This window comes from Microbacterium aoyamense, from assembly GCF_023155855.1.
Lineage (GTDB): Bacteria > Actinomycetota > Actinomycetes > Actinomycetales > Microbacteriaceae > Microbacterium > Microbacterium aoyamense.
This window is the reverse complement of the sequence record NZ_JAKNUT010000007.1, coordinates 39,646-59,937: the sequence shown is the minus strand read 5'-3', so window position 1 is coordinate 59,937 and position 20,292 is coordinate 39,646. Positions and strand designations below refer to the sequence as shown.

The window sequence follows — 20,292 nt, the reverse complement described above, 5'->3', positions numbered from 1 at the left end:
GCGGGTCCGACCGGTAGCGTGAGCATCGTGTTCGATTCGCTGAACGCCGCGCTGCACCTGCTGCTCGCGACGGTGCACCTCGCCGCGACACCCGACGTCGCGGCTTTCGGTGCGCTCGGCATCGCGATCGCACTCGTTGCCGCGACGGTCGTCGTCGCGACGATCCTCGCGGTCGCCGTCCCCCACGCCGAGAGCGCCTCACCCGCGCACCCCGCGCGCGCGATCGACGTCTCCTCCCCGCTCGCGCAGAGCGATCCGGACGCCTCGGGCCATCCACGCCCCCGAGCCCCGGGTTTCGCGGCCTCGGCCGCGTAGCCCGAGTCCGCGCGCCACCCCTCGAGGGTGGGCCGCGGCATCCCTTCGTGGTCGATTGAATCCCTGATCGCTTCCACGAACGGACACTCCCTTGGACCTTTTCGCCTTTCCACCCATCGCCTTCATCCTCGACCTCGCCTATTCGGGGCTCGTCGGGCTCAGCACCCTCCTGTCGCCGCTCACCGCGGCATCCGCCGCCCTCGCCGTCGTCCTCGTGACGCTCCTCGTGCGGGCTGCCCTCATCCCCACCGGCATCTCGCAGGCCAAAGCCGAGCAGACGCGCGCACGGCTCGCGCCGCGACTTCGCGAACTGCAGAAGCGCTGGGGCAAGAACCCCGAACGCCTGCAGCGCGAGACCATGCAGCTCTACCGCGATGAGAACACGTCGCCGTTCGCCGGCTGTCTGCCGATCCTCATCCAGGCGCCCATCGTCGGCGTGCTGTACGCGATCTTCCTGCACCCCATGATCGCGGGGCACCCGAACGCGTTGCTCACCGAGACGCTGTTCGGCGTGCCGCTCGGGTCGAGTCTCGCCGGCACGCTCGCCGGAGGGGCGATGGATGCTTCGTCCATCACCGTCTTCGGAGTGCTCGTGCTGCTCATCGCCGGTGTCGGCGAGCTCACGCGGCGCCTGCTCCGGCCCGAGCCCGTACCGCCCGTCGAGGGATCGTCGATCCCGTCGATCCCCATCGGGCTCATCGGGGTGCTGCAGTTCGCGACCGCCGTCGTGGCGATCTTCGTACCGCTCGCCGCGGGACTCTACCTGCTGGTCACCGTCGCGTGGACGCTCGGGCAGCGGCTCGTGCTGCGCCGGGTGTTTCCGCCGACGCCCAGGAATGCGGCGTAGGCTCGTCGTCGTGAACGATCAAGTGATGCCCGCGGGCGTGAGGAGGCTGTCGACGCGCTCTGCGTCGATGGTGCAGCGAGCCTGAGGCTCGATTCCCTTCTCCTTCACTCTTCACATCCAGAAAGCTCTCTCATGCGTCCCATCGACGACGCCCGCATCCGGGCATCCTTCCTGAACGCCTCCCAACGCGAACGTGCACAGCTGACCCTCCCCGATCTCGATCTGATCGACTGGGAGAAGCGCGAGTTCCTCGGCTGGCGCGACGCGAAGTTCGACAACCTCGGCTACGTCGTGCTCGAGCTCGACGGCGAACTCGCGGGTCTGATCCTGCGGCAGTTCTCGCGGGCGCCGAACGCCCGCGCACAGTGCTCGTGGTGCAACGACATCGAGCTGCCGAACGAGGTCGTCCTGTTCAACACGAAGCGGACCGGGGATGCCGGCCGCAAGGGCGACACCGTCGGGACGCTCGTCTGCGCGAACTTCGAGTGCAACAAGAACGCCCGCAAGCAGCCGCGCGAGGCCTACCTCGGCTTCGACGTCGAGGCGGCCCGGCAGCGACGCATCGACACGATGCGCGAGAACGTCGAGCGGTTCGCCCGCGGCATCCGCGACGGCAGGTAGCTGCAGACGGTACGGTGGGCGCCATGACCGCGCCGGGCGTCGAGCTGTCGTTCCCGTTCACGGGGCGGTGGATGGCGCAGAACAGCCCGGCCGACCACGTGCCGAGCCATGGCACCCACCTGTTCGCGACGACGTACGCGATCGACTTCGTCGCCCTCGACGAGCGCGGGCGCACCGCGCCCCGCTCGTGGCGGTCGGCGTTCTCGACCGAGGCACCCGAGATCTTCCTGGGCTTCGGAGTCGACCTGCTCTCGCCGCTGTCGGGCACCGTCGTGGCGACCCACGACGGTGAGGAGGACCACATCGCCCGGCGGTCGCCCTTCGCCCTCGCGGCTTACGCGCTGACGCAGTGGGAACGCGTACGGGGCGGCGCGGGTGCGATCGCCGGCAACCACGTGGTGATCAAGGATGCCCGGCGGTTCGTGCTGCTGGCGCACTTGCGCCGCGGGTCGCTCGTCGTCCGCCCTGGCGACGATGTCGTGGTCGGTACGCGGATCGGCGCGTGCGGCAACTCGGGCAACAGCACCGAGCCGCACGTTCATGTGCAGGCGATGGATGCCGCCGACGCGACGATCGCGCGCGGTCTGCCGATCACGTTCGCGACGCCGGCAGGGCACGTGCTCCCGCGCAACGGCGAGCCGTTCATTGCGTGACGAGTTCCGCGGGTTCCGATTCGTACCGCGTCACTTGAGGTTGTCGATGATGTCCTGCTGAGTCTCGCTCGTCTTCTTCATCGTGTCCGACAGCGTCTCGAAAGCCTTCGACCGCCGATCCATGATCGACTGCAGGTGAAGCGCGTCCGTCTCGGAGAGGTCCGCTCGTCCGGCGAGCAGTGCGTCGTGGGCCGCGGCGATCTCGTCGGCGCCGCCCGGTTCGTTCGTGCCTTCGCGCTCGGTCATAGGGCGAACCTACTCCGCCGTGGTGCGGTCGTCACGCGTACCGCCGAGTGACCGCGTCAGGCCAGGGGCAGGGGAAGCTCTCGAGTGTCGTCCCACGGCTCGGTCCAGCCGAGGCGATCGAAGAGTCCATCGAGGAGCATGCCGGTGAAGCCCCACACGAGCTGATGACCATCGCCCTCGGGCACGAGGAAGCCCGGCCCTCGGTACTCCTGCCCGCCACGACGGATGATGATCGAGCCGCGGTTCGCGGGGTTGAGCAGGTCTGCCACAGGCGTACGGAAGACGGCGGAGGACTCCGCGACATCGACGACGTGGACGGGCGAGGGATGCCGCCACCACCCGACGACCGGAGTCACGAGGTGTCGCGAGTAGTCCAGGGGAATCTGCTCGAGCGTGCCGAGGATCTCGACCCCGGCCGGATCGAGTCCCGTCTCCTCGCGCGCTTCGCGCAGAGCGGCCGCGACGACGTCCGCGTCGCCCGGATCGATGCGTCCGCCGGGGAAGGCGACCTGACCCGGATGCGAACGCAGCGTCGTAGCGCGGGCCAGGAGCAGCACGTCGAGATCGCGGGACACCGCGGCATCCATCGCCTCATGACCGCTGTCCTGAGAGTCGAGCACGCCGAACAGCATGAGCACGGCCGCCGGCCGAGCGTTGGTGCGCGGACCGTCGTACGCCCGCGGACGGCCCACGACCGCGGCGAGCTGCGATCGTGCCGCTTCGGCGACGTTCGACTCGGGGGGCATCCGATCAGGCTACGTGCAGGAGCGGACGACCGGGGTCACGCGGCGCGGAGGATCTTCTCCATCTGCTTGCCCTTGGCGAGCTCGTCGACGAGCTTGTCGAGGTAGCGGATCTTCTGCATGAGGGGGTCCTCGATGTCCTGCACGCGGACGCCGCAGATGACACCCGTGATGAGCGAGGCGTTCGGATTGAGGTCCGCATCGGCGAAGAAGTCCTCGAACGTCGTGTGCTCGGAGAGGTGCCGCTCGAGCTCATCGTCGTCGAAGCCGGTGAGCCATTCGATCACCTCGTCGAGCTCGGCTTTCGTCCGGTTCTTGCGCTCGACCTTCTGGATGTAGAGCGGATAGACCGAGGCGAAACTCATCGTGTAGATGCGGTGCACGGGGCCAGCGTAGCCGTGGCTCAGGGCCGGCGCGCTCACACGGATCACCCAGGAAACGCACCCGAACCGTCCAGACTCGGCGGGCAGACTCGCTGACTTGTGTCCGCACGAGCGGCCGCGAACGCGCCTGCCCGAGGCGCGGCCTACGATACGGAACCAGATTTCATGCGCTCGATGACGCCCTTCACTCCTGCCCGCCGCACTCTGCGCCTCGCCGCGCGACGCGCCCGCCGCCGCCCCGCGATCATCATCGGCGGACTCGCCATCGGGCTGGTCGCGACCCTCGGTGTGACGACCGCGGTCCCGGTCTCGGGGGCGGAGGCATCGGGTCTCGGGGCGTACGTGTACGCGTCGTATTCGACTCCTGCGCCGTCGGCGACGGCCGAGGCTCTGGCGTCGGATTCGGCGGAAGGCGAGTCCGCTGTGACGACGGCAGAGGCTTCACTCGCTGCGGCCGCGTCGATCACCGCCGACATCGCGGCATCCGGTCTCGACCTCGGAGTCGGCGACACGTCCGTCGATACGACTGACCTCGCGGATGTCGCATCCCGCCTGTCGCTCGCCGTCGAAGGCGACCAGCCCGACCTGATCGTCGACTCACTCGTGCTCGACGTCACCGAACTCGTCGCGCCCGTCGACGAGCGGGTCGCCGCGCTGCGCGGCAGTCTCGAGGCCGCCGTCGCTCTCAAGGCGAAGCAGGAGGCGGAAGCCGCTGCGGCTGCTGCCGCCGCGGAAGCCGCAGCCGCCGCACAAGCCGCAGCCCGCCCTTCGCCCGTCTACGCGACGGGTGGTGCGGCCGGCGACAACAGCCCCGCGGGTGCCCAGGCGTCCGCCCGCGGGATGCTCGGCGGCTACGGCTGGGGCGATGACCAGTTCGGCTGCCTCGTCGCGCTGTGGAACAAGGAGTCCGGCTGGAACTACCAGGCCTACAACGCCTCGAGCGGCGCAACCGGCATCCCGCAGGCTCTCCCCGGCAGCAAGATGGCCAGCGCCGGTGCCGACTGGCAGACGAACGCCGCCACCCAGGTCGCGTGGGGCCTCGGCTACATCGCGGGTCGATACGGATCGCCGTGCGGCGCGTGGTCGCACTCGCAGTCGGTCGGCTGGTACTGACCGCCGCTCCGATCTCACCTCACGCCGGCGTAATCGTCGAGTGTCAGGATGCGGATCCCGTCGTCGTGAAGTCGGAACTGCGCCCGGAGCGGCACACCCTCTTCGCGACACGCGTCGGCCATGGCGCGCGCCCAGTTGAGCTCGTCATCCCCGAGCGTGGCGGCTCCTGGGCGCTCCCACACCAGGACGACCCGCGCGGCGCCCGTCAGTTCGAGGATCCTGCCCAAGCGGTCGGCCAGGAGGTGCGCGAAGTCGGTGAGTCCCGCCTCCGGATCGGTGAACAGCTCGTCGGGATCGCTCGGATAGTCGTCGCACGGCATGATGACGTCGCTCAGACGGTCGTCGGCTTCGAGGAACAGCAGCCAGAGCTGCCGCGGGTTATAGGCCCGCTCCAGCAGTCGGTCGAGCTGGTCGGCGAGGTCGGTGTCGGTCGTGAGGCAACGGTCGCGATCGAGTCGCGTACGAGAACTGGTCATGGGTCCAAGATCGTCGGGTTGCACACTGCCGCCACCTCTCCGCGCTGCATCTGTGAGCACTGCCGCGCGGTCGACGAGCTGGGGAGGAGTCGTCGACGCACTCAGGGCGGGCTCCCCGGTCAGAAGGTGCGGAGTCGGCGGGGATCCCGACGTCGCAGACGTTGCCGTCGCCGTCGCACGTGCCGCAGGATGAGAACCGACGAAGGGACCACCGATGCGCCGGATCGGGATGCTGGGCGGCATGAGCTGGGAGTCCACGGCCGAGTACTACCGCCTTGCGAACGAGATCGTGCGCGATCGGCTCGGCGGCGTCCACTCGGCGCTCGTCCTGGTCGATTCCGTCGACTTCGCCGACATCGAAGCGCTCCAGTCCTCGGGCGACTGGGCGAGCGCCGGCGCGGTGCTGGCGGAACGTGCTCAGGTCCTCGAGAACGCCGGCGCCGAGATCCTCGTGCTGTGCACCAACACGATGCACAAGGTGATCGGCGCCGTTGAGCGTGCCGTGACGATCCCCGTGATCCATATCGCCGATTCGACGGCGGAGCAGGTCCGTGCCGCGGGACTCGGGAGCGTCGCGCTCCTCGGCACGGCGTTCACGATGGAGCAGGACTTCTACCGTGAGCGACTCGCCGAGCACGGGATCGACGTGAAGATTCCGGATGCCGCGGACCGGGCGATCGTGCATCGCGTCATCTACGACGAACTCGTCCGCGGCATCGTCTCCGACGGCTCCCGGGCCGAATACCGTCGGATCATCCGCAGCCTCGTCGACGACGGTGCCGAAGGTGTCATCCTCGGATGCACCGAGATCGAGCTGCTCGTCACACAGGCCGACAGCCCCGTGCCGGTGTTCCCGACGACCCGGATCCACGTCGAAGCCGCCGTCGCTCGGGCGCTCGCGCCGCAGCCCTGACTCAGCCGCTGCGGGTATGCATCCGCTCGCCGGCGGCGTTGAAGATGCTCAGCACCTCGACGGCCCCGGAACCGGCGGCGCTCATGGCATGCGGCGTCCGTGTGTCGAACTCGGCGGCTTCGCCCGGCTCGAGCTCGAGGTCCTGATCTCCCAGCCGCAGGCGCAGGCGTCCGCTCAACACGTACAGCCACTCGTACCCGTCGTGCACGCGCAACTCGGGCAGCTCCGAGACTGCCGGGTACGTGATCTTGAAGGTGCTCACGGGCGAGTCCTCGAGCGTGAGCGGCGCGATGACGACTCCCCCGCGACGTCGCGCGGGGCGCCGCACACGGGGGTCCACGGCATCCGGACGCACGAGATCGTCGAGGCGGATGCCGAGCAGTCGCGTGAGCGGCACGAGCAGCTCGAGGCTCGCCTGACGCTTGCCCGACTCGAGCCGCGAGAGGGTGCTCACCGACATACCGGCCCGCGCGGCGACGTCTTCGAGCGTGAGCCCGCGGTCCTGGCGCGCTGCCCGCAGGCGTGGTCCGACGAGAGCTGTGCTTGCCGATTCCGCAAACTCGCTTGCCATGCGAGCAGTATGCCACGCACGCTGGAGACATGGAAACCTGGGATGCCATCGTCATCGGAGGCGGCGCCGCCGGCCTCAGCGCCGCACAGATGCTCGGCCGTTCGCGGCGTCGCACGCTCGTCATCGATGCGGGCTCGCCGCGCAACCGCTTCGCCGCGCACATGCACGGCGTGCTCGGCCAGGACGGCACCGCGCCGCTCGACCTCGTCGCCCGGGGGCGCGCCGAACTCGAGGCCTACGGGGTCGCATGGCGCGAGGCATCCGTCCTCCGCGTCGATGCGCACGCCGCCGGCGTCGCCGTCACGTTCGACGACGGCTCGGTCGAGAACGCCCGCGCGCTCGTCGTCGCGACGGGGCTCACCGACGAACTGCCCGACGTTCCGGGGCTCGCGGAGCGCTGGGGCACGAGCGTCCTGCACTGCCCCTACTGCCACGGGTGGGAGGTCCGCGGCCGGCGCCTCGGGGTGCTGATGGTCTCTCCGCATCAGGTTCACCAGGCGCAGCTCGTTCGCCAGTGGAGTGACGACGTCGTCGTGTTCGCCGCGATCCCCCTCGACCCCGCGTTCGAACACCGCCTGCGGGCGCGCGGCGTCGAGATCGTGACGGATGCCGTCACCGCGCTGGTCGGCGACGGAACGGCGCTCACGGGTGTCGCGCTCGAGAGCGGCGCAGTGCACCCCGTCGATGCTCTCTTCACGATGGGAGCGGCGCGCCCACACGACGCCTTTCTCGCGCATCTCGACCTCGATCGCACCGAGACTCCCGTCGGCTCGTTCCTCTCCGTCGATGCGACCGGCCGGACGAGCTCGCCGCGCATCTGGGCCGCGGGCAACGTCGTGAACCCCATGGCCAACGTGCCCCTCTCGATGGGCGCGGGGGCTCTCGTGGGCGGCGCGGTCAACGGCGCCCTCGTCGAAGAGGACTTCGACAACGCCCCGGCGGTGTACTGGGAGGGCCGCTACGCGGATCGCCTCTGGTCGGGCACGCCGAACCGCACACTCGTCGACGTGGTCGAGGGGCTGGAGCCGGGTCGCGCGCTCGACCTCGGCTGCGGCGAGGGCGCCGACACGATCTGGCTCGCGGAACGGGGGTGGGATGCGACGGGCATCGACATCTCCGCATCGGCCATCGCACGAGCGCGCGCTGCGACGACTCGGGCGCGCTTCGAGGTCGCCGATCTCGGAAGCCATCGACCGGCGGGCGACTACGACCTCGTGACGGCGAGCTTCTTCCAGTCGCCTGTCGCGCTCGACCGTGCGCGGATCCTGCGCGACGCCGTCGCGCGGATCGCTCCCGGTGGCCGACTGCTCCTCATCTCGCACGCGGCACCCCCGCCGTGGTCGACGCACGCTCACGCGCACGGCGGCACTTTCCTCTCGCCCGGCGACGAGCTCGCGGCGCTCGCGCTCGATCCGAGCGAGTGGACGACAGAGCTCGCCGAGGTGCGCCACAGGCCTGTCACGGCTCCCGACGGCACGCCGTCGACGCTCGACGACACCGTGGTGATGGTGCGCCGCACCCCTCGCCCTTAGCGTCGCGACACCGCGGTGTTGGTGCGTCGCATCCGTCCTCGCTAGCGTCGACGACATGACGAACGCGAGCAGCCGCGCGGTGTCGGCCGCGACAGGCTTCTGGATCGTCGCCGTCGTCTTCCTCACGGCGATGGCCTACTCGACCATCCCGACGCCGCTGTACACGCTCTACCAGCAGCGCGACGGCTTCGCCGTCTGGGTGATCACGATGATCTTCGCCGCGTACGCCGTCGGGGTCGTGCTGAGCCTGTTCTTCGCCGGTCATCTGAGCGACGTGTTCGGCAGGCGACGGATGCTGGTCATCGCCGTCCTCGTCTCGGCGGCCTCGGCCGTCATGTTCCTCGTGTGGAACGACGTCGCCGGACTGCTGGCGGCGCGCCTCGTGAACGGCGTCAGCATCGGCATCCTCACCGCCACCGCGACGGCTCACGTCTCCGAGCTCAGGGCGAGGTCGAAGCCCGACGAGGATCCGATCATCGCGGCGTCCGTCGCGGGCGCCGCGAACCTCGGCGGGCTCGCGCTGGGGCCCCTCATCGGCGGATTCTTCGTCGAGTTCCTCCCCGACCCGCTCGTGCTGCCGCACGCCGTCTTCCTCGTGCTGCTCCTCGCGGCGGGCGCCGCACTGCTCGTCGTTCCCGAGACGGTGATGCGGCCGGTTCCCCGGCCGAGATACCACCCGCAGCGACTCGCGTTCCCGCCCGGGTCGCGACCGTCGTTCGTCGCGGCGGGGCTCGGCGCGTTCGCGTCCTTCGCGCTGTTCGGCCTCTTCACGTCGCTCGCGCCGACGTTCCTCGTCGATGCGTTCCACGCACCGAGCCACCTCCTCGCGGGGGCCACACCGTTCGCGGTCTTCGCCTCGGCGGCCATCGCGCAGGTCGTCCTCGCCCGCGTCGCGCTGCGGCGTCAGCTCGCGATCGCCGTCCTGAGCTGCGCCGTCGGCCTGATCGCGATCGCGGTGGGCGCCGTGCTCCCCTCACTCGCCCTCTTCCTCGTGGGCGGGATCATCGGCGGCGTCGGCGTCGGCATCCTCTTCCGCTCCGCCATCGCGACGGCCGCCGGACTCGCGGCCCCCGGCAAACGGGGCGAGACGCTCGCGCTCATCTTCCTGATCGCCTACTGCGGACTCGCTCTGCCGGTGATCGCCGTCGGTGTCAGCCTGCTCTTCTTCGGTGAGACCGCCGTGCTCCTGGTCTTCACCGCCCTCGTGCTCGTGGCAACGGTGTCCGCGGGAACCGTGATGCGCCGCCGCGCATGATCAGCGCCGCGTCGCCCACCCGGCGAACAGCGCGTACGCGAGCGGCAGCGCCGAGACGATCATCAACACCGTGCCGAACACCGCTTCCTGCGAGCGGAGCACGACGCCTCCGATGAGCAATCCGGCGAAGAGCACGCCGGCGAGGATGCGGCGGCCGACGCGTTCGAGACTGCGGATGCGCGCATCGAGCCGTGGCGTGTCGACGGCGAGCTTTCCGCTCTCGAGGCGCGTGAGCGCGTCATCCATCCGCCGCGGCAGCCGCGCCGTGATCCCCGCGACCGACACCGCTTCGCGCGCGAACGCCTGCACGACGTTGCCGCGCTCGTCGCGCAGGAGTCCGTCGGCGTAGGGCTCGACGGCGTCCCAGATGTTGAAGTCGGGATCGAGCCCGCTGCACATGCCCGACGTGAGCGACACCGCCCGGATGATCAGCAGGAAGTTCTCGGGCAGCTGGAACGGCATCGCGCGGACGACGTCGCCGAACTCGGTCGCGAACTCCTGGAACTCGCGCGGGTCGACCCGCTGCAGCTCGGCGAAGCCCATGCCGCCGAAGCGCGCGAAGAGCGCCGTCATCGCACGCTCGAGCTCGACCGTGTCGGCCGACGGCAGCAGCACGCCGACCTGGCGGATCGCCTCGACGAGCTGCGGACCGTTGCGGGATGCCGCGGCGATGATGAGCCTGCGCAGCCCCTCGCGCAGACGTTCGGGCACCTCGCCCATCATGCCGAAGTCGATGAACGTGAAGATCCAGTCCCCATCGTCTCCGGGCGTCACGAAGATGTTCCCCGGATGCGGGTCGGCGTGGAAGAACCCGTGCAGGAAGAGCTGGTCGAACATGACGGCGGCGAACCGCTTCGCGACCTCGGACGGGTCGATCCCGGCATCCCGCAACGCGCCTGTGTCGTTGATCTTGATCGCCGTGACGTCCTCGAGCGTCAGCACGCGGCGCGTCGTGCGCTCCCATGCGATCTCGGGTACGGCGACCCGATCATCACCCGCGAACGACTCGGCGAAGCGTTCGGAGTTCGCCGCCTCGTGCAGGTAGTCGATCTCCTCCTGACTCGTGTGGGCGAACTCCTCGATGAGCACGGGCAGGTCGACGTGCTCCGACACGATGCGCACGCGGTCGAGCCAGCCCGCGACGCGGCGCAGCGCCTTGAGATCGACCGCGACGACCTCGTCGATGCCCGGGCGCTGCACCTTGACGACGACGTCCTCGAACCCGGTGTCGGCGGCGTCGCGGGGCAGCAGGCGCGCGCGATGCGCTTGTCCAAGGGATGCCGCGGCCACCGGATCCGGGTCGACCCACGCGTACGCGCGATCCAGCGGCATGCCGAGCTCGGCCTCGGCGAGCGAACGGATCGCGGGGAACGCGACGGGCGGGACTTCGTCCTGCAGCCCCTCGAGCTCCTTCGTGATCTCGGGCGGAAGCACGTCGAGGCGCGACGACATGAACTGGCCCACCTTGATCATGAGCCCGCCGAGCGACACCGCCAGCTTGTGGAAGCTGCGAGCGATGCCCTGCAGTCGGCGTGCGCGACCGCGCGCCGCGAGGCGCCCGAGCCCGATGCGGGGCAGGAACAGCTCGAACCACCACGCCTGCGCCATGTAGCGCGCGGCGAATCGCAGGATACGGCGATAGCGGGCGCGGGAGCCGGCCGCGTCGGGCATGGGGTCTCCTGTCACCGGCGGCCCTCGTCCGACGGCCGCCGGGATCCGGTCATCCGGTCAGTCCTGGGCGAGGATCGAGTAGAGCTTACGCCGGGCCTCGGCGAGCACCTCGGTCGCCTGGGCGATCTGCTCGGGCGTACCCGAGCGCCCCACCTGTGCCGCCGCCTGCGCGAGGTCGATCCCCGCCTTGGCGAGGCCGCCGGACCGACTGCCCTCCTTGGGCGCGCTGGATTCCCACGGAGCCGCCTTCGGAGCATCGGCGTCGACGACGGCACGACCCTCGGCCGTGAGCGAATAGGTCTTGCGACCGTCGGACTCGGACGCGCTGATGAGTCCCTGATCGGTCAGCAGCTGGAGCGTGGGGTAGACGGAGCCGGGACTCGGCTTCCACGAGCCGCCGCTGCGCTCATCGATCTCTCGGATGATCTGGTAGCCGTGCATCGGCGATTCGGCGAGGAGCGTCAGCACCGCTTGGCGCACATCGCCCTTCGCCATGCGCGAACCGCCGGTCTTCTGCTCGAACTGCCCCTTGAGCTGGTCGAACGCCTCCCAGAGATTGTTCATGGGCCAGGGCTGCGAACCGCCCCGCCCGCGCGATGCGAACATGTCGTTCAGGAATGAATCGCTCATGACGAGCCTCCTCGATGCCGAACACGAGCGGTTCAGCGATACACAACGATATATCGCTGAGACGGATCACAGAACGGGATGCAGGAAGTTCACAGCCCGGTCATCTCGGCGCTTTCGTCCCACAGTCGCGCGGCGATCGCTGTGTCGTCGGCGATCGGACTCGTCCGAGCGACACGGTCGTTGGCGTAGTACTCACCCGGTCGCCACGAACCGCCCGGCACACCGAGCGCGAGCCACGTGAGATGAGCGCCCCCGGCATCCGCCGACACGAGGATCTTCTTCGCGAGCGGGTTCGTGTACAGGAACCGCCACGCTCCGTGCGCCTGCGCCGCGAAGCTCGTCGCGACGGCGCCCGGGTGGAAGGCGACCGCTGAGATGCCCTCATCGCGATACCGGCGATCGAGCTCCTTCGTGAACAGGACGTTCGCGAGCTTCGCGTTGCCGTAGGCCGTGCTCGCCGTGTACCGCCGCTCGCCCTGCAGGTCGTCGATGTCGAATCGCGAGAACCGCTTCGCGGCGAGGCTGGAGGTCTGGATGACGGCGGCCTCGCTCTCGATGAGGCGATCGAGAAGCAGGTTCGTCAGGAGGAAACCCGCCAGGTGGTTCACCTGGAACGTGATCTCGTACCCGTCGCCCGTCACCCGTCGCTCGCCGAATACGCCACCCGCGTTGTTGGCGAGGACGTCGATGCGGGGATGGTTCGCACGCAGATCGGCCGCGAGAGTGCGCACCTGCGCGAGCTCGCTGTAGTCGGCGACGTACGACGCGACACCGAGTTCCCCCGCGATCGCCGCGGTCTTGGCAGGGTCCCGCCCGACGACGACGACCTCTTCGCCCGCGGCGTGCAGCTGCCGCGCGGCGGCGGCCCCGATGCCGTCGCTGGCTCCGGTGATGACGATGGTGCGCGGCACGATTCCTCCGATGTTCGAGAACGTCACCCTATTCGACGCCCCTGGCCGTTCGGATGCGATTCCCGCCACACTGGTGCCATGACGAGCTGGGTGCTGCACGTCGACCTCGATCAGTTCATCGCGGCGGTCGAGATCCTGCGGCGCCCCGAGCTGGCGGGCCTGCCCGTCATCGTCGGGGGGCGAGGGGATCCGACAGAGCGCGCCGTCGTGTCGACGGCTTCGTACGAAGCGCGCGCCTTCGGCGTCGGATCGGGGATGCCGCTGCGCATCGCCGCGCGGAAGATCCCGGATGCCGTCATCCTGCCGGTCGACGCACCCGCGTATACGGCCGCGTCCGAGGAGGTCATGCAGACGCTGCGCGCGCAGCCCGGCGCCGTCGTCCAGGTCCTCGGCTGGGACGAGGCGTTCGTCGGTGTGGACACGGAAGATCCCGAAGCGTATGCGCGCGGCATCCAGCGCGCCGTCCTCGAACGCACCGAGCTGCACTGCAGCGTCGGAATCGGCGACACCCTCGTCAGAGCCAAGAACGCGACCGACTTCGGCAAGCCGCGCGGCACGTTCCGGCTCACGGCCGAGAACTGGCTCGAGGTCATGGGCCACCGCCCGACGATCGCCCTGTGGGGCGTCGGATCGAAGGTCTCGAAGCGTCTCGCCGCTCTCGGCATCGAGACGGTCGACGAGCTCGCGCGGGCCGATCTCGATGCCCTCGCCGCGGAGTTCGGTCCCAAGATGGGCCCGTGGTACCGCCAGCTCGGCCGAGGCGACGGGTCGAATGTCGTCGACGACACCCCCTGGGTCGCGCGCGGCCACGGCCGCGAGACCACGTTCCAGCAGAACATCGTCGACCCGGACGAGATCGCGCGGGCAGCGCGCGACCTGCTCGCCCAGGTGCTGGAGGACGTCGCGAAAGAGGGTCGGCCCGTCGTGGGCGTGGGCCTGAAGGTGCGTTACGCACCGTTTCTCACGAAGACCTTCACGCGCAGGGTCGCCACGACCTTCGACCGCGACGCGGTGCTCGCCGAGGTCATGGCGCTCGTCGCGAAGATCGAACCCGATCGGCCGCTGCGACTGCTCGGCGTCCGCGCCGAGATGGAGATGCCCGACGACGCCCGCGAGGGCCACACCCCGACCCGGGGAGGCTGGTGAGGGCTACCAGCCCATGGAGCCGGGGACGCCCTTGAACGGGCCGACGATCTCGGGCGTGATCCACCCTCCGTAGAAGCCCCCGGGCTGGGGCACGACCACGACGTCGTCGAGCGTGCACCGGTCCATCACGCCGGCGTACACCGCGACGCGGCCCGCGAGCACTTCGTATCCGGGAGACGGATGCGGGTACGTCCAGCCCGCGCGCGGCCTGTGCTCGTCGCCGCCGTGGACGTCGAAGTAGCGAGCGCCGCCCTTGAACTCGCAGAACGACGAACCCTCGCCCGGCGTGAGGGCGCCGGGGGCGAAGGCGTCGATCGGCACGTAGTAGACGGGTGGATGACTCGTCTCGAGCACGCGGACGACATCATCCGTATCGACGATCACCTCGCCTCCGAGCTCCATGCTCACGCGCTTCGACACGTGCTCGACGCGAGGCGGCCGGGGATAGTCCCACACGGACTCCTGGCCCGGCAGGACGGGATGGCGCGTGATCATGAGGTCACGCTACGCGCGCGGGGCGAGCGCGAGGCTGTGCATGCCCTGGACATCGGCCGCGGCATGCGACACCGGTGGTTGACTGACCGCATGGATGCCTCGCCGATGTTCCCGCTGGGGTCGGTGCTGTTCCCGCACACGCCGCTGCCGCTGCGGATCTTCGAGCCGCGGTACCTCGTCATGCTCGGCGAGCTGCTCGACGATCCCGATCCGGAGTTCGGCGTCGTCCTCATCCAGCGCGGGCACGAGGCGGGCGGCGGCGACCAGCGGCTCGACCTCGGGACGATGGCGCGTGTCATCCGGGTCGTCGCCGGTGAGGAGGACATCCAGCTCGTCGCGATCGGCCGTCGTCGTGTCGCGGTGACGCAGTGGCTCGAGGACGACCCGTACCCGCGTGCCGTGCTCGAGGTGCTGCCCGACCTCGTGTGGAACGAGGAGTACGCGCCCCTGCTCGAGCAGGCCGAGAGCATCGTGCGCCGCGTGCTCGCCCGAGCTGGCGAGTACGCCGAGACGCGATGGGATCCCGACACCGAGGTCTCGGACGAGCCCGTCGAGGCCGCGTGGCAGCTGGCCGCGATCGCGCCGCTCACGGAGTGGGATCAGTACCGGCTCTTGCGTGCGAGGAGCGTAGGCGAACTGCTCGCGACCCTCATCGATCTGACACTCGCTGCCGAGCCGGAGCTCACGGCACCGCCGCCGGGCGACGACTTCGACCGCGAACTCGAAGACCTGCTCCGCGAGGCGGATGGCCCCGAGCCAGGGGATCCGGAGTCCGAGCGCGACTGAGCGCCGGTCAGCTCATCGCGACGGTGACGCCGAGCCACTCCGCGAGCTCGGCGATCTCGGCGCGCACCATCTCGTGCTCCTCGGGCTCGAACGGCAGGAACTCGTGCACGGCGTTCACGCGGAGCACGTCGCGCGAGCGATCGAGCTCGGCATCCAGCATTCCGACGAATCGATCGCCCATGAGGATCGGATGCGCGAAGTACCCGTAGCGCCGCTGGGGCTTGGGCTTGAACTGCTCGAGCACGTACTCGAACTCGAAGAGCTCGCGCAGCCGGCCGCGGTCGAAGAGCAGGCTGTCGTAGGGGTTGAGGAACGCGACGCGACCGCCGTCGTCGGCCTCTTCGAGCGCGGCGAGCGCTTCGGGATCGACCCGCAGCTTCCACGTGCTCCCCTCGACGACGGCTGCCTCGCCCGAGTTCTTGCCCACGCCGTTCCACCACCAGTGGGGCTTCGCGAGACCGGCGGCCTGCAGCATCCGCTCCCCCAGCAGCTCGGCGGCTTCTTCGTCCGAATACGCCGGCAGGTCGGTCGGGTAGACGCGCTCGGCGAGGTCCCAGCGCCGGTGCCGGCCCTCGCGGCCGACGATCGCGACCTTGCCCTGCCGCAGCAGGAAGTCGAGCATGATCGGCACCTGGTTCGAGCCGCTCCACCCATCGGGTGCGCGGCTCACCTGCGCGGTGTCGGGGATGTCGGATGCCAGGAGCGGCCCGTCGGCCTTCAGGCGCGCCAGGATGTCGCGCGCGAACCGGTCGTTGGCTTCGAGCCACTGCTTCGTCTTCTCGCGCTCCGGCCACCTGCGCATCTTCGGCAGCATGAGCGGCAGGAGGCTCATGGGGCGGAACGCGCCGTCGAACTCGAAGAGCTGCCGATCGATCTCGACCGCCTTCTGCAGCTGCCCCGGCTCGTACGACCACCCGATGCGCGACCACAGCACGGTGTGCTCGCACGGCGCGATGGTCGCGGTCGGGTCGATCTTGACGTAGCCCAGCTGCTCGGCGACCTCGACGACGTCCCCCGCTCGGCCCGCGTCCAGCAGCTGCGCGCGCACGATGATGCGGCGCGCCTGGTCCTTCGTGAGCTCGTGCACCACGTCGACGACGTTACCGAGCGCCTCGGACTTGGGGCGCCCCATTCCCGTTGGGGCGGGCCATCCCCCGCCCCAACGGGAATGGGCGCCCCGAACCCGAAGAACCGGCAGAAGGGCGATCAGCGACCCCAAGCCTCGAGCCAACGCAGCCAGACCTCGCTCACGGTCGGATAGGACGGCACCGCGTGCCAGAGGCGCTCGATCGGCACCTCTCCGACGATCGCGATCGTCGCCGAGTGCAGGAGCTCCGCGATGTCAGGGCCGACGAAGGTCGCGCCGATGAGCACGCCGCGCTCCTCGTCGACGATCGCCCGTGCCCGGCCGGTGTAGTGGTCTGCGTAGGTGCTCGCGCCCGCGACCCACGAGAGGTCGTAGTCGAGGACGCGGATGCCGATGCCCGCCGCCTGCGCAGACGCCTCGGTGTGCCCGACGGCAGCGACCTCGGGGTCGGTGAAAACGACCTGCGGCACCGCCGCGTGATCGGCCGTCGCGACATGGCGGCCCCACGGGGCATCCATGACCTCCCCGCCGCGCGCTCGCGCCGCGATGACGTCGCCCGCGGCACGCGCCTGGTACTTGCCCTGGTGCGTCAGAAGCGCGCGGCGGTTGACGTCGCCGACGGCGTAGAGCCAGTCGAAGCCCTTCACGAGCATCGTGTCGTCGACGTCGAGCCAGGATCCGGGTTCGAGTCCGACGGCGTCGAGGCCGACGTCCTCGGTGCGGGGCGTGCGCCCGGTCGCGACGAGAATCTCCGCGGCGCGGAGTTCCGATCCATCCGAGAGCGTGACCACGACACCGCCGCCGTCGCGGGCGACCGCGTCGACGCCTCCGGACCGGATCGTGACGCCGGCTTCGCGCAGTGCATCGCCGACGAGCTCGCCCGCGAACGGTTCGAGCGTCGTGAGCAGACCCGACCGAGCGACGACCGTGACCTCGGTCCCGAACGAGGCGAACGCCGTCGCCATCTCCACCCCCACGACGCCACCGCCCAGGGTCACGAGCGAGGTCGGCACGACCTCGACGCTCGTCGCTTCGCGACTCGTCCAGGGGGATGCCTCGGCGAGCCCCGGAATGCCGGGGACCGCGGCATCCGTCCCTGTGCACACGGCCACCGCGTGGCGCGCGACGAGCGTGACGGTCGATCCGTCGGGTGCCTCGACCGTCACCTCGCGCTCTCCGCTCAGCCGCGCGTGGCCCCGAACGAGGTCGATGTGCGCCTTGTTCAGCCACGCGACCTGCGACTCGTCGCTCCATTCGTGGACGATGTCGTCACGCCGCTGCAGCGTCGCCGCGACATCCAGTCCGCCCGTCACCGCCTCGCGGGCTCCCGCGATATCTCGCGCGGCGCGCAGCGCGGCGCCGCCGCGCAGCAGCGCCTTCGACGGCATGCACGCCCAGTACGAGCACTCTCCGCCGACGAGCTCGCTCTCGACGATCACAGCGGTGAGACCGCCCTGCACGGCCCGGTCGGCGACGTTCTCGCCCACGGGTCCGGCTCCGATGACGACGAGATCGTACTCACGAGTGCTCATGGGCCTACGGTACGCCCGCGCGCAATCCGTCGGCGCGAGGACTGCGAAGTGCCATAGATGACGTTGTGGGTCAAGGGTCACGCACATTCCGGCCCGGTGTCGGCCACCTGTGGTTGGCTGGAATCCCGCCCGAGAGGACAGCATGGCGATCGAGTTCCGCGGTGTGACCAAGCGCTTCCCCGACGGCACCGTCGCGGTCGACGACTTCAGTCTCGTCATCCCCGCCCACAAGACGACGGTCTTCGTCGGTTCATCCGGCTGCGGCAAGACGACGCTGCTGCGCATGATCAATCGGCTGGTCGAGCCGACGAGCGGCGACATCACGATCGACGATGAATCGATCTCTCAGAAGGACCCGGTGCAGCTGCGCCGCGGCATCGGCTACGTGCTGCAGAACGCGGGGCTCCTCCCCCACTTCTCGGTCGTCGACAACATCGCGACGGTGCCCGTGCTCAAGGGCACGCCGAAGAAGCACGCGCGTGAGCGTGCGCTCGAACTGATGGATGTCGTGGGTCTCGACCGTGCGTTCGCCGATCGATACCCGAGCCAGCTCTCGGGCGGCCAGCAGCAGCGCGTCGGCGTGGCCCGCGGTCTCGCGGTCGATCCCAACATCCTGCTCATGGACGAGCCCTTCGGCGCGGTCGACCCGATCGTCCGCAAGGAACTGCAGGCCGAGACGATCCGCCTGCAGCGCGACCTCGACAAGACGATCGTCTTCGTCACGCACGACATCGACGAGGCGTTCCTGCTCGGCGACCAGGTCGTGATCCTCGAGAAGGGCGCGCACATCGCGCAGATCGGCACCCCCGACGAGATCATCGAGAACCCCGCGAGCGACTTCGTCGCGAGCTTCATCGGCGCCGAACGCGGCGCGCGGGCCCTGCACGAGAAGAAGACGCCACACGGCACCGTGCTCGTCGACGCCGACGGCCGCACGCAGGGAGTCCTTGTCGAGGGCAGTCCGTGAACTGGGTCCTCAACAACCTCGAACTGATCCTGCAGCTCTCCGTGCAGCATCTGCGCCAGAGCGCCATCGCGATCGTGCTCGGATTCGTCATCGCCCTGCCGATCGGGTGGGCGGCATTCCGCTACACACGGCTCCGCGGCTCGGTCCTCACGACCGTGAGCCTGCTGTACACGATCCCGTCCTTCGCGCTGTTCGCGATCCTGTCCCTGTTCGGCGTGCCGTACCTCTCCGAGACGAACCTCGTCATCGCTCTGACGATCTACGCGATCGCGATCATGACGCGATCGGTGACGGACGGCCTCGCGTCCGTCGACGCCGTGACGCGCAGCGCAGCGATCGCCGTCGGCTTCGGCCCGTGGCGGCGCTTCTGGACCGTCGACTTCCCGCTGGCCGGCCCCGTCATCCTCGCGGGCCTCCGCGTCACCGCCGTCTCGACGATCTCGCTCGCAACCGTCGGCGCCCTGATCGGCGTGCAGAACCTCGGCTATCTGTTCACCAACGGCGCGCAGCGGCACATCGTCGGCGAGATCCTCGCGGGCGTCGTCGCCGTCGTGGTCATCGCGCTCGTGATCGACCTGCTCCTGGTCCTGGTCGGCCGTGCGCTGATGCCGTGGACGAGGCGCACGCCCTCCGCGACGCGCTTCGCCGTGAAGGCGGCGGTCGCATGAACCTCCTGTTCGAGGCGTTCGCCTGGATCTTCTCCCCCGACCGCCTGACGGGTTCCGTCCCGCTGCCCACCGCGATCGCGCAGCATCTCGCCTTCACCTTCGGCTCAGTGCTCATCGCAGCCATCATCGCCATCCCGTGGGGCTGGGCGATCGGGCATTTCGGCCGAGGGCGCGAAGTCGCAGTGTTCCTCTCGGGCGCCGCGCGCGCGCTTCCCGCCCTGGGGGTCGTCGCGCTCCTCCTCGAACTCATTCCCGTCTCGTACAAGACGCTGGCGGCGGTCGTCGCCTTCGTCCTGCTCGCGATCCCGTCGATCCTCGCCGGGGCGTATTCGGGCATCGAGGCGATCGACCGGACGGTCATCGGCGCCGGCCGCGCCGTGGGCATGACGCAGTGGCAGATCCTCTTCAAGATCGAGATCCCCCTCGGGCTGTCGTTGCTGATAAACGGCCTTCGATCGGCGACACTGCAGGTCGTCGCGACCGTCACGATCGCCGCGTACTTCGGCCTCGGCGGGCTCGGCTTCTACATCATGCAGGGGCTCGCCAACCGCGACTTCGTGCAGATCCTCGGGGCATCCATCATCATCATCGCCCTCGCCCTCATCCTCGACGGGCTCTTCGCGCTCCTCGCACGGTACGCCGTCCCGCGCACGGAGTCTCGGCGTCGGCGGCGGCCGACCCCGGCCCCGATCAGCTCGAACGTCGGCTACGCGCCGTCCCTCTGACTCCCC

General features: G+C 69.7%; 24 protein-coding genes. 13 read left to right on the top strand and 11 right to left on the bottom strand.

What is annotated here, in order from left to right; translation table 11 throughout:
* Positions 1-27: 27 nt before the first annotated feature.
* The 4 genes from MA876_RS16400 (at position 28) to MA876_RS16385 (ending at position 2,436) form a co-directional block, all read left to right on the top strand.
* Positions 28-315 (top strand): DUF6412 domain-containing protein, encoded by a 288-nt coding sequence (locus MA876_RS16400; protein ID WP_248152030.1) that lies wholly within the window; start codon positions 28-30, stop codon positions 313-315.
* A 91-nt stretch (positions 316-406) separates the two neighbouring features.
* A complete protein-coding gene (locus MA876_RS16395; protein WP_248152026.1) occupies positions 407-1,162 on the top strand; it encodes a YidC/Oxa1 family membrane protein insertase in 756 nt (251 codons plus the stop codon).
* Between the two features lie 132 nt (positions 1,163-1,294).
* The gene (locus MA876_RS16390) at positions 1,295-1,783 is read left to right on the top strand and encodes an FBP domain-containing protein (RefSeq protein WP_248152024.1); all 489 of its coding nucleotides are present in this window, start codon (positions 1,295-1,297) and stop codon (positions 1,781-1,783) included.
* A gap of 23 nt (positions 1,784-1,806) precedes the next feature.
* On the top strand, positions 1,807-2,436 hold the full coding sequence (locus tag MA876_RS16385; protein WP_248152021.1) for a peptidoglycan DD-metalloendopeptidase family protein: 630 nt from the start codon (positions 1,807-1,809) through the stop codon (positions 2,434-2,436).
* A gap of 30 nt (positions 2,437-2,466) precedes the next feature.
* On the opposite strand, the gene MA876_RS16380 is transcribed toward MA876_RS16385, so the two are convergent.
* The 3 genes from MA876_RS16380 to MA876_RS16370 are packed head-to-tail and all read right to left on the bottom strand — an operon-like array spanning position 2,467 to position 3,808.
* A complete protein-coding gene (locus MA876_RS16380; protein WP_248152018.1) occupies positions 2,467-2,682 on the bottom strand; it encodes a hypothetical protein in 216 nt (71 codons plus the stop codon).
* 56 nt (positions 2,683-2,738) lie between these two features.
* The gene (locus MA876_RS16375; protein WP_248152014.1) at positions 2,739-3,428 is read right to left on the bottom strand and encodes an NUDIX hydrolase; all 690 of its coding nucleotides are present in this window, start codon (positions 3,426-3,428) and stop codon (positions 2,739-2,741) included.
* A 35-nt stretch (positions 3,429-3,463) separates the two neighbouring features.
* Positions 3,464-3,808, bottom strand: a complete 345-nt coding sequence (locus MA876_RS16370) for a DUF2200 domain-containing protein (protein ID WP_248152011.1) — start codon at positions 3,806-3,808, stop codon at positions 3,464-3,466.
* Positions 3,809-3,982: 174 nt separating this feature from the next.
* Between MA876_RS16370 and MA876_RS16365 the strand changes: the two genes are divergently transcribed.
* Positions 3,983-4,921: an aggregation-promoting factor C-terminal-like domain-containing protein gene (locus tag MA876_RS16365; RefSeq protein ID WP_308221670.1), complete on the top strand. Its 939-nt coding sequence runs from the start codon at positions 3,983-3,985 to the stop codon at positions 4,919-4,921.
* 14 nt (positions 4,922-4,935) lie between these two features.
* On the opposite strand, the gene MA876_RS16360 is transcribed toward MA876_RS16365, so the two are convergent.
* Positions 4,936-5,397, bottom strand: a complete 462-nt coding sequence (locus MA876_RS16360; RefSeq protein ID WP_248151998.1) for a hypothetical protein — start codon at positions 5,395-5,397, stop codon at positions 4,936-4,938.
* Between the two features lie 214 nt (positions 5,398-5,611).
* On the opposite strand from MA876_RS16360, the gene MA876_RS16355 reads away from it, so the two are divergent.
* Positions 5,612-6,310 (top strand): aspartate/glutamate racemase family protein, encoded by a 699-nt coding sequence (locus MA876_RS16355; protein WP_248151990.1) that lies wholly within the window; start codon positions 5,612-5,614, stop codon positions 6,308-6,310.
* A gap of 1 nt (position 6,311) precedes the next feature.
* On the opposite strand, the gene MA876_RS16350 is transcribed toward MA876_RS16355, so the two are convergent.
* Positions 6,312-6,881: a helix-turn-helix domain-containing protein gene (locus MA876_RS16350; protein ID WP_248151988.1), complete on the bottom strand. Its 570-nt coding sequence runs from the start codon at positions 6,879-6,881 to the stop codon at positions 6,312-6,314.
* Positions 6,882-6,910: 29 nt separating this feature from the next.
* Here MA876_RS16350 and MA876_RS16345 point away from each other — a divergent pair, with 29 nt between their 5' ends.
* Both MA876_RS16345 and MA876_RS16340 read left to right on the top strand, forming a co-directional pair.
* Positions 6,911-8,413 carry an FAD-dependent oxidoreductase gene (locus tag MA876_RS16345; protein WP_248151986.1) on the top strand — a complete coding sequence of 501 codons (1,503 nt, stop codon included), beginning with the start codon at positions 6,911-6,913 and terminating at the stop codon, positions 8,411-8,413.
* Between the two features lie 55 nt (positions 8,414-8,468).
* A complete protein-coding gene (locus MA876_RS16340; RefSeq protein ID WP_248151983.1) occupies positions 8,469-9,668 on the top strand; it encodes an MFS transporter in 1,200 nt (399 codons plus the stop codon).
* Here MA876_RS16340 and MA876_RS16335 read toward each other — a convergent pair whose 3' ends face one another.
* From MA876_RS16335 to MA876_RS16325, 3 genes are all read right to left on the bottom strand, one after another.
* A complete protein-coding gene (locus MA876_RS16335) occupies positions 9,669-11,339 on the bottom strand; it encodes an ABC1 kinase family protein (RefSeq protein ID WP_248151975.1) in 1,671 nt (556 codons plus the stop codon). It lies immediately after the preceding gene.
* A gap of 57 nt (positions 11,340-11,396) precedes the next feature.
* Positions 11,397-11,969, bottom strand: coding sequence for a PadR family transcriptional regulator (locus tag MA876_RS16330; RefSeq protein ID WP_372491542.1), 573 nt, complete (start codon positions 11,967-11,969; stop codon positions 11,397-11,399).
* 89 nt (positions 11,970-12,058) lie between these two features.
* Entirely contained in the window at positions 12,059-12,880 is an 822-nt protein-coding gene (locus MA876_RS16325; protein ID WP_248151972.1) for an SDR family NAD(P)-dependent oxidoreductase, read from the bottom strand.
* Positions 12,881-12,958: 78 nt separating this feature from the next.
* Between MA876_RS16325 and MA876_RS16320 the strand changes: the two genes are divergently transcribed.
* Positions 12,959-14,026 (top strand): DNA polymerase IV, encoded by a 1,068-nt coding sequence (locus MA876_RS16320; protein WP_248151970.1) that lies wholly within the window; start codon positions 12,959-12,961, stop codon positions 14,024-14,026.
* A 3-nt stretch (positions 14,027-14,029) separates the two neighbouring features.
* Here MA876_RS16320 and MA876_RS16315 read toward each other — a convergent pair whose 3' ends face one another.
* Positions 14,030-14,521 carry a DUF427 domain-containing protein gene (locus tag MA876_RS16315; RefSeq protein WP_248151967.1) on the bottom strand — a complete coding sequence of 164 codons (492 nt, stop codon included), beginning with the start codon at positions 14,519-14,521 and terminating at the stop codon, positions 14,030-14,032.
* Between the two features lie 90 nt (positions 14,522-14,611).
* Here MA876_RS16315 and MA876_RS16310 point away from each other — a divergent pair, with 90 nt between their 5' ends.
* Positions 14,612-15,307, top strand: a complete 696-nt coding sequence (locus MA876_RS16310) for an LON peptidase substrate-binding domain-containing protein (protein ID WP_248151964.1) — start codon at positions 14,612-14,614, stop codon at positions 15,305-15,307.
* A 7-nt stretch (positions 15,308-15,314) separates the two neighbouring features.
* Here MA876_RS16310 and MA876_RS16305 read toward each other — a convergent pair whose 3' ends face one another.
* Entirely contained in the window at positions 15,315-16,397 is a 1,083-nt protein-coding gene (locus MA876_RS16305; protein ID WP_308221669.1) for a DNA glycosylase AlkZ-like family protein, read from the bottom strand.
* A 116-nt stretch (positions 16,398-16,513) separates the two neighbouring features.
* On the bottom strand, positions 16,514-17,926 hold the full coding sequence (locus MA876_RS16300; protein ID WP_248151962.1) for a dihydrolipoyl dehydrogenase family protein: 1,413 nt from the start codon (positions 17,924-17,926) through the stop codon (positions 16,514-16,516).
* A 142-nt stretch (positions 17,927-18,068) separates the two neighbouring features.
* Here MA876_RS16300 and MA876_RS16295 point away from each other — a divergent pair, with 142 nt between their 5' ends.
* From MA876_RS16295 to MA876_RS16285, 3 genes are read left to right on the top strand one after another with little or no spacing between them, the layout of a single operon-like run.
* Complete coding sequence (locus tag MA876_RS16295) at positions 18,069-18,893, top strand: ABC transporter ATP-binding protein (RefSeq protein WP_248151960.1); 825 nt, start codon at positions 18,069-18,071, stop codon at positions 18,891-18,893.
* On the top strand, positions 18,890-19,561 hold the full coding sequence (locus tag MA876_RS16290; protein WP_248151957.1) for an ABC transporter permease: 672 nt from the start codon (positions 18,890-18,892) through the stop codon (positions 19,559-19,561). The genes MA876_RS16295 and MA876_RS16290 overlap by 4 nt, the downstream gene beginning before the upstream one ends.
* The gene (locus tag MA876_RS16285; protein ID WP_248151953.1) at positions 19,558-20,286 is read left to right on the top strand and encodes an ABC transporter permease; all 729 of its coding nucleotides are present in this window, start codon (positions 19,558-19,560) and stop codon (positions 20,284-20,286) included. The genes MA876_RS16290 and MA876_RS16285 overlap by 4 nt, the downstream gene beginning before the upstream one ends.
* Positions 20,287-20,292 lie beyond the last annotated feature (6 nt).

Coding starts and splice junctions, on each gene's coding strand:
- MA876_RS16320 (WP_248151970.1), top strand. CDS start 12,959: ATGACGAGCTGGGTGCTGCACGTCGACCTCGATCAGTTCATCGCGGCG.
- MA876_RS16390 (WP_248152024.1), top strand. CDS start 1,295: ATGCGTCCCATCGACGACGCCCGCATCCGGGCATCCTTCCTGAACGCC.
- MA876_RS16360 (WP_248151998.1), bottom strand. CDS start 5,397: ATGACCAGTTCTCGTACGCGACTCGATCGCGACCGTTGCCTCACGACC.
- MA876_RS16315 (WP_248151967.1), bottom strand. CDS start 14,521: ATGATCACGCGCCATCCCGTCCTGCCGGGCCAGGAGTCCGTGTGGGAC.
- MA876_RS16385 (WP_248152021.1), top strand. CDS start 1,807: ATGACCGCGCCGGGCGTCGAGCTGTCGTTCCCGTTCACGGGGCGGTGG.
- MA876_RS16310 (WP_248151964.1), top strand. CDS start 14,612: ATGGATGCCTCGCCGATGTTCCCGCTGGGGTCGGTGCTGTTCCCGCAC.
- MA876_RS16300 (WP_248151962.1), bottom strand. CDS start 17,926: ATGAGCACTCGTGAGTACGATCTCGTCGTCATCGGAGCCGGACCCGTG.
- MA876_RS16375 (WP_248152014.1), bottom strand. CDS start 3,428: ATGCCCCCCGAGTCGAACGTCGCCGAAGCGGCACGATCGCAGCTCGCC.
- MA876_RS16350 (WP_248151988.1), bottom strand. CDS start 6,881: ATGGCAAGCGAGTTTGCGGAATCGGCAAGCACAGCTCTCGTCGGACCA.
- MA876_RS16355 (WP_248151990.1), top strand. CDS start 5,612: ATGCGCCGGATCGGGATGCTGGGCGGCATGAGCTGGGAGTCCACGGCC.
- MA876_RS16365 (WP_308221670.1), top strand. CDS start 3,983: ATGACGCCCTTCACTCCTGCCCGCCGCACTCTGCGCCTCGCCGCGCGA.
- MA876_RS16285 (WP_248151953.1), top strand. CDS start 19,558: ATGAACCTCCTGTTCGAGGCGTTCGCCTGGATCTTCTCCCCCGACCGC.
- MA876_RS16330 (WP_372491542.1), bottom strand. CDS start 11,969: ATGAGCGATTCATTCCTGAACGACATGTTCGCATCGCGCGGGCGGGGC.
- MA876_RS16295 (WP_248151960.1), top strand. CDS start 18,069: ATGGCGATCGAGTTCCGCGGTGTGACCAAGCGCTTCCCCGACGGCACC.
- MA876_RS16345 (WP_248151986.1), top strand. CDS start 6,911: ATGGAAACCTGGGATGCCATCGTCATCGGAGGCGGCGCCGCCGGCCTC.
- MA876_RS16340 (WP_248151983.1), top strand. CDS start 8,469: ATGACGAACGCGAGCAGCCGCGCGGTGTCGGCCGCGACAGGCTTCTGG.
- MA876_RS16335 (WP_248151975.1), bottom strand. CDS start 11,339: ATGCCCGACGCGGCCGGCTCCCGCGCCCGCTATCGCCGTATCCTGCGA.
- MA876_RS16380 (WP_248152018.1), bottom strand. CDS start 2,682: ATGACCGAGCGCGAAGGCACGAACGAACCGGGCGGCGCCGACGAGATC.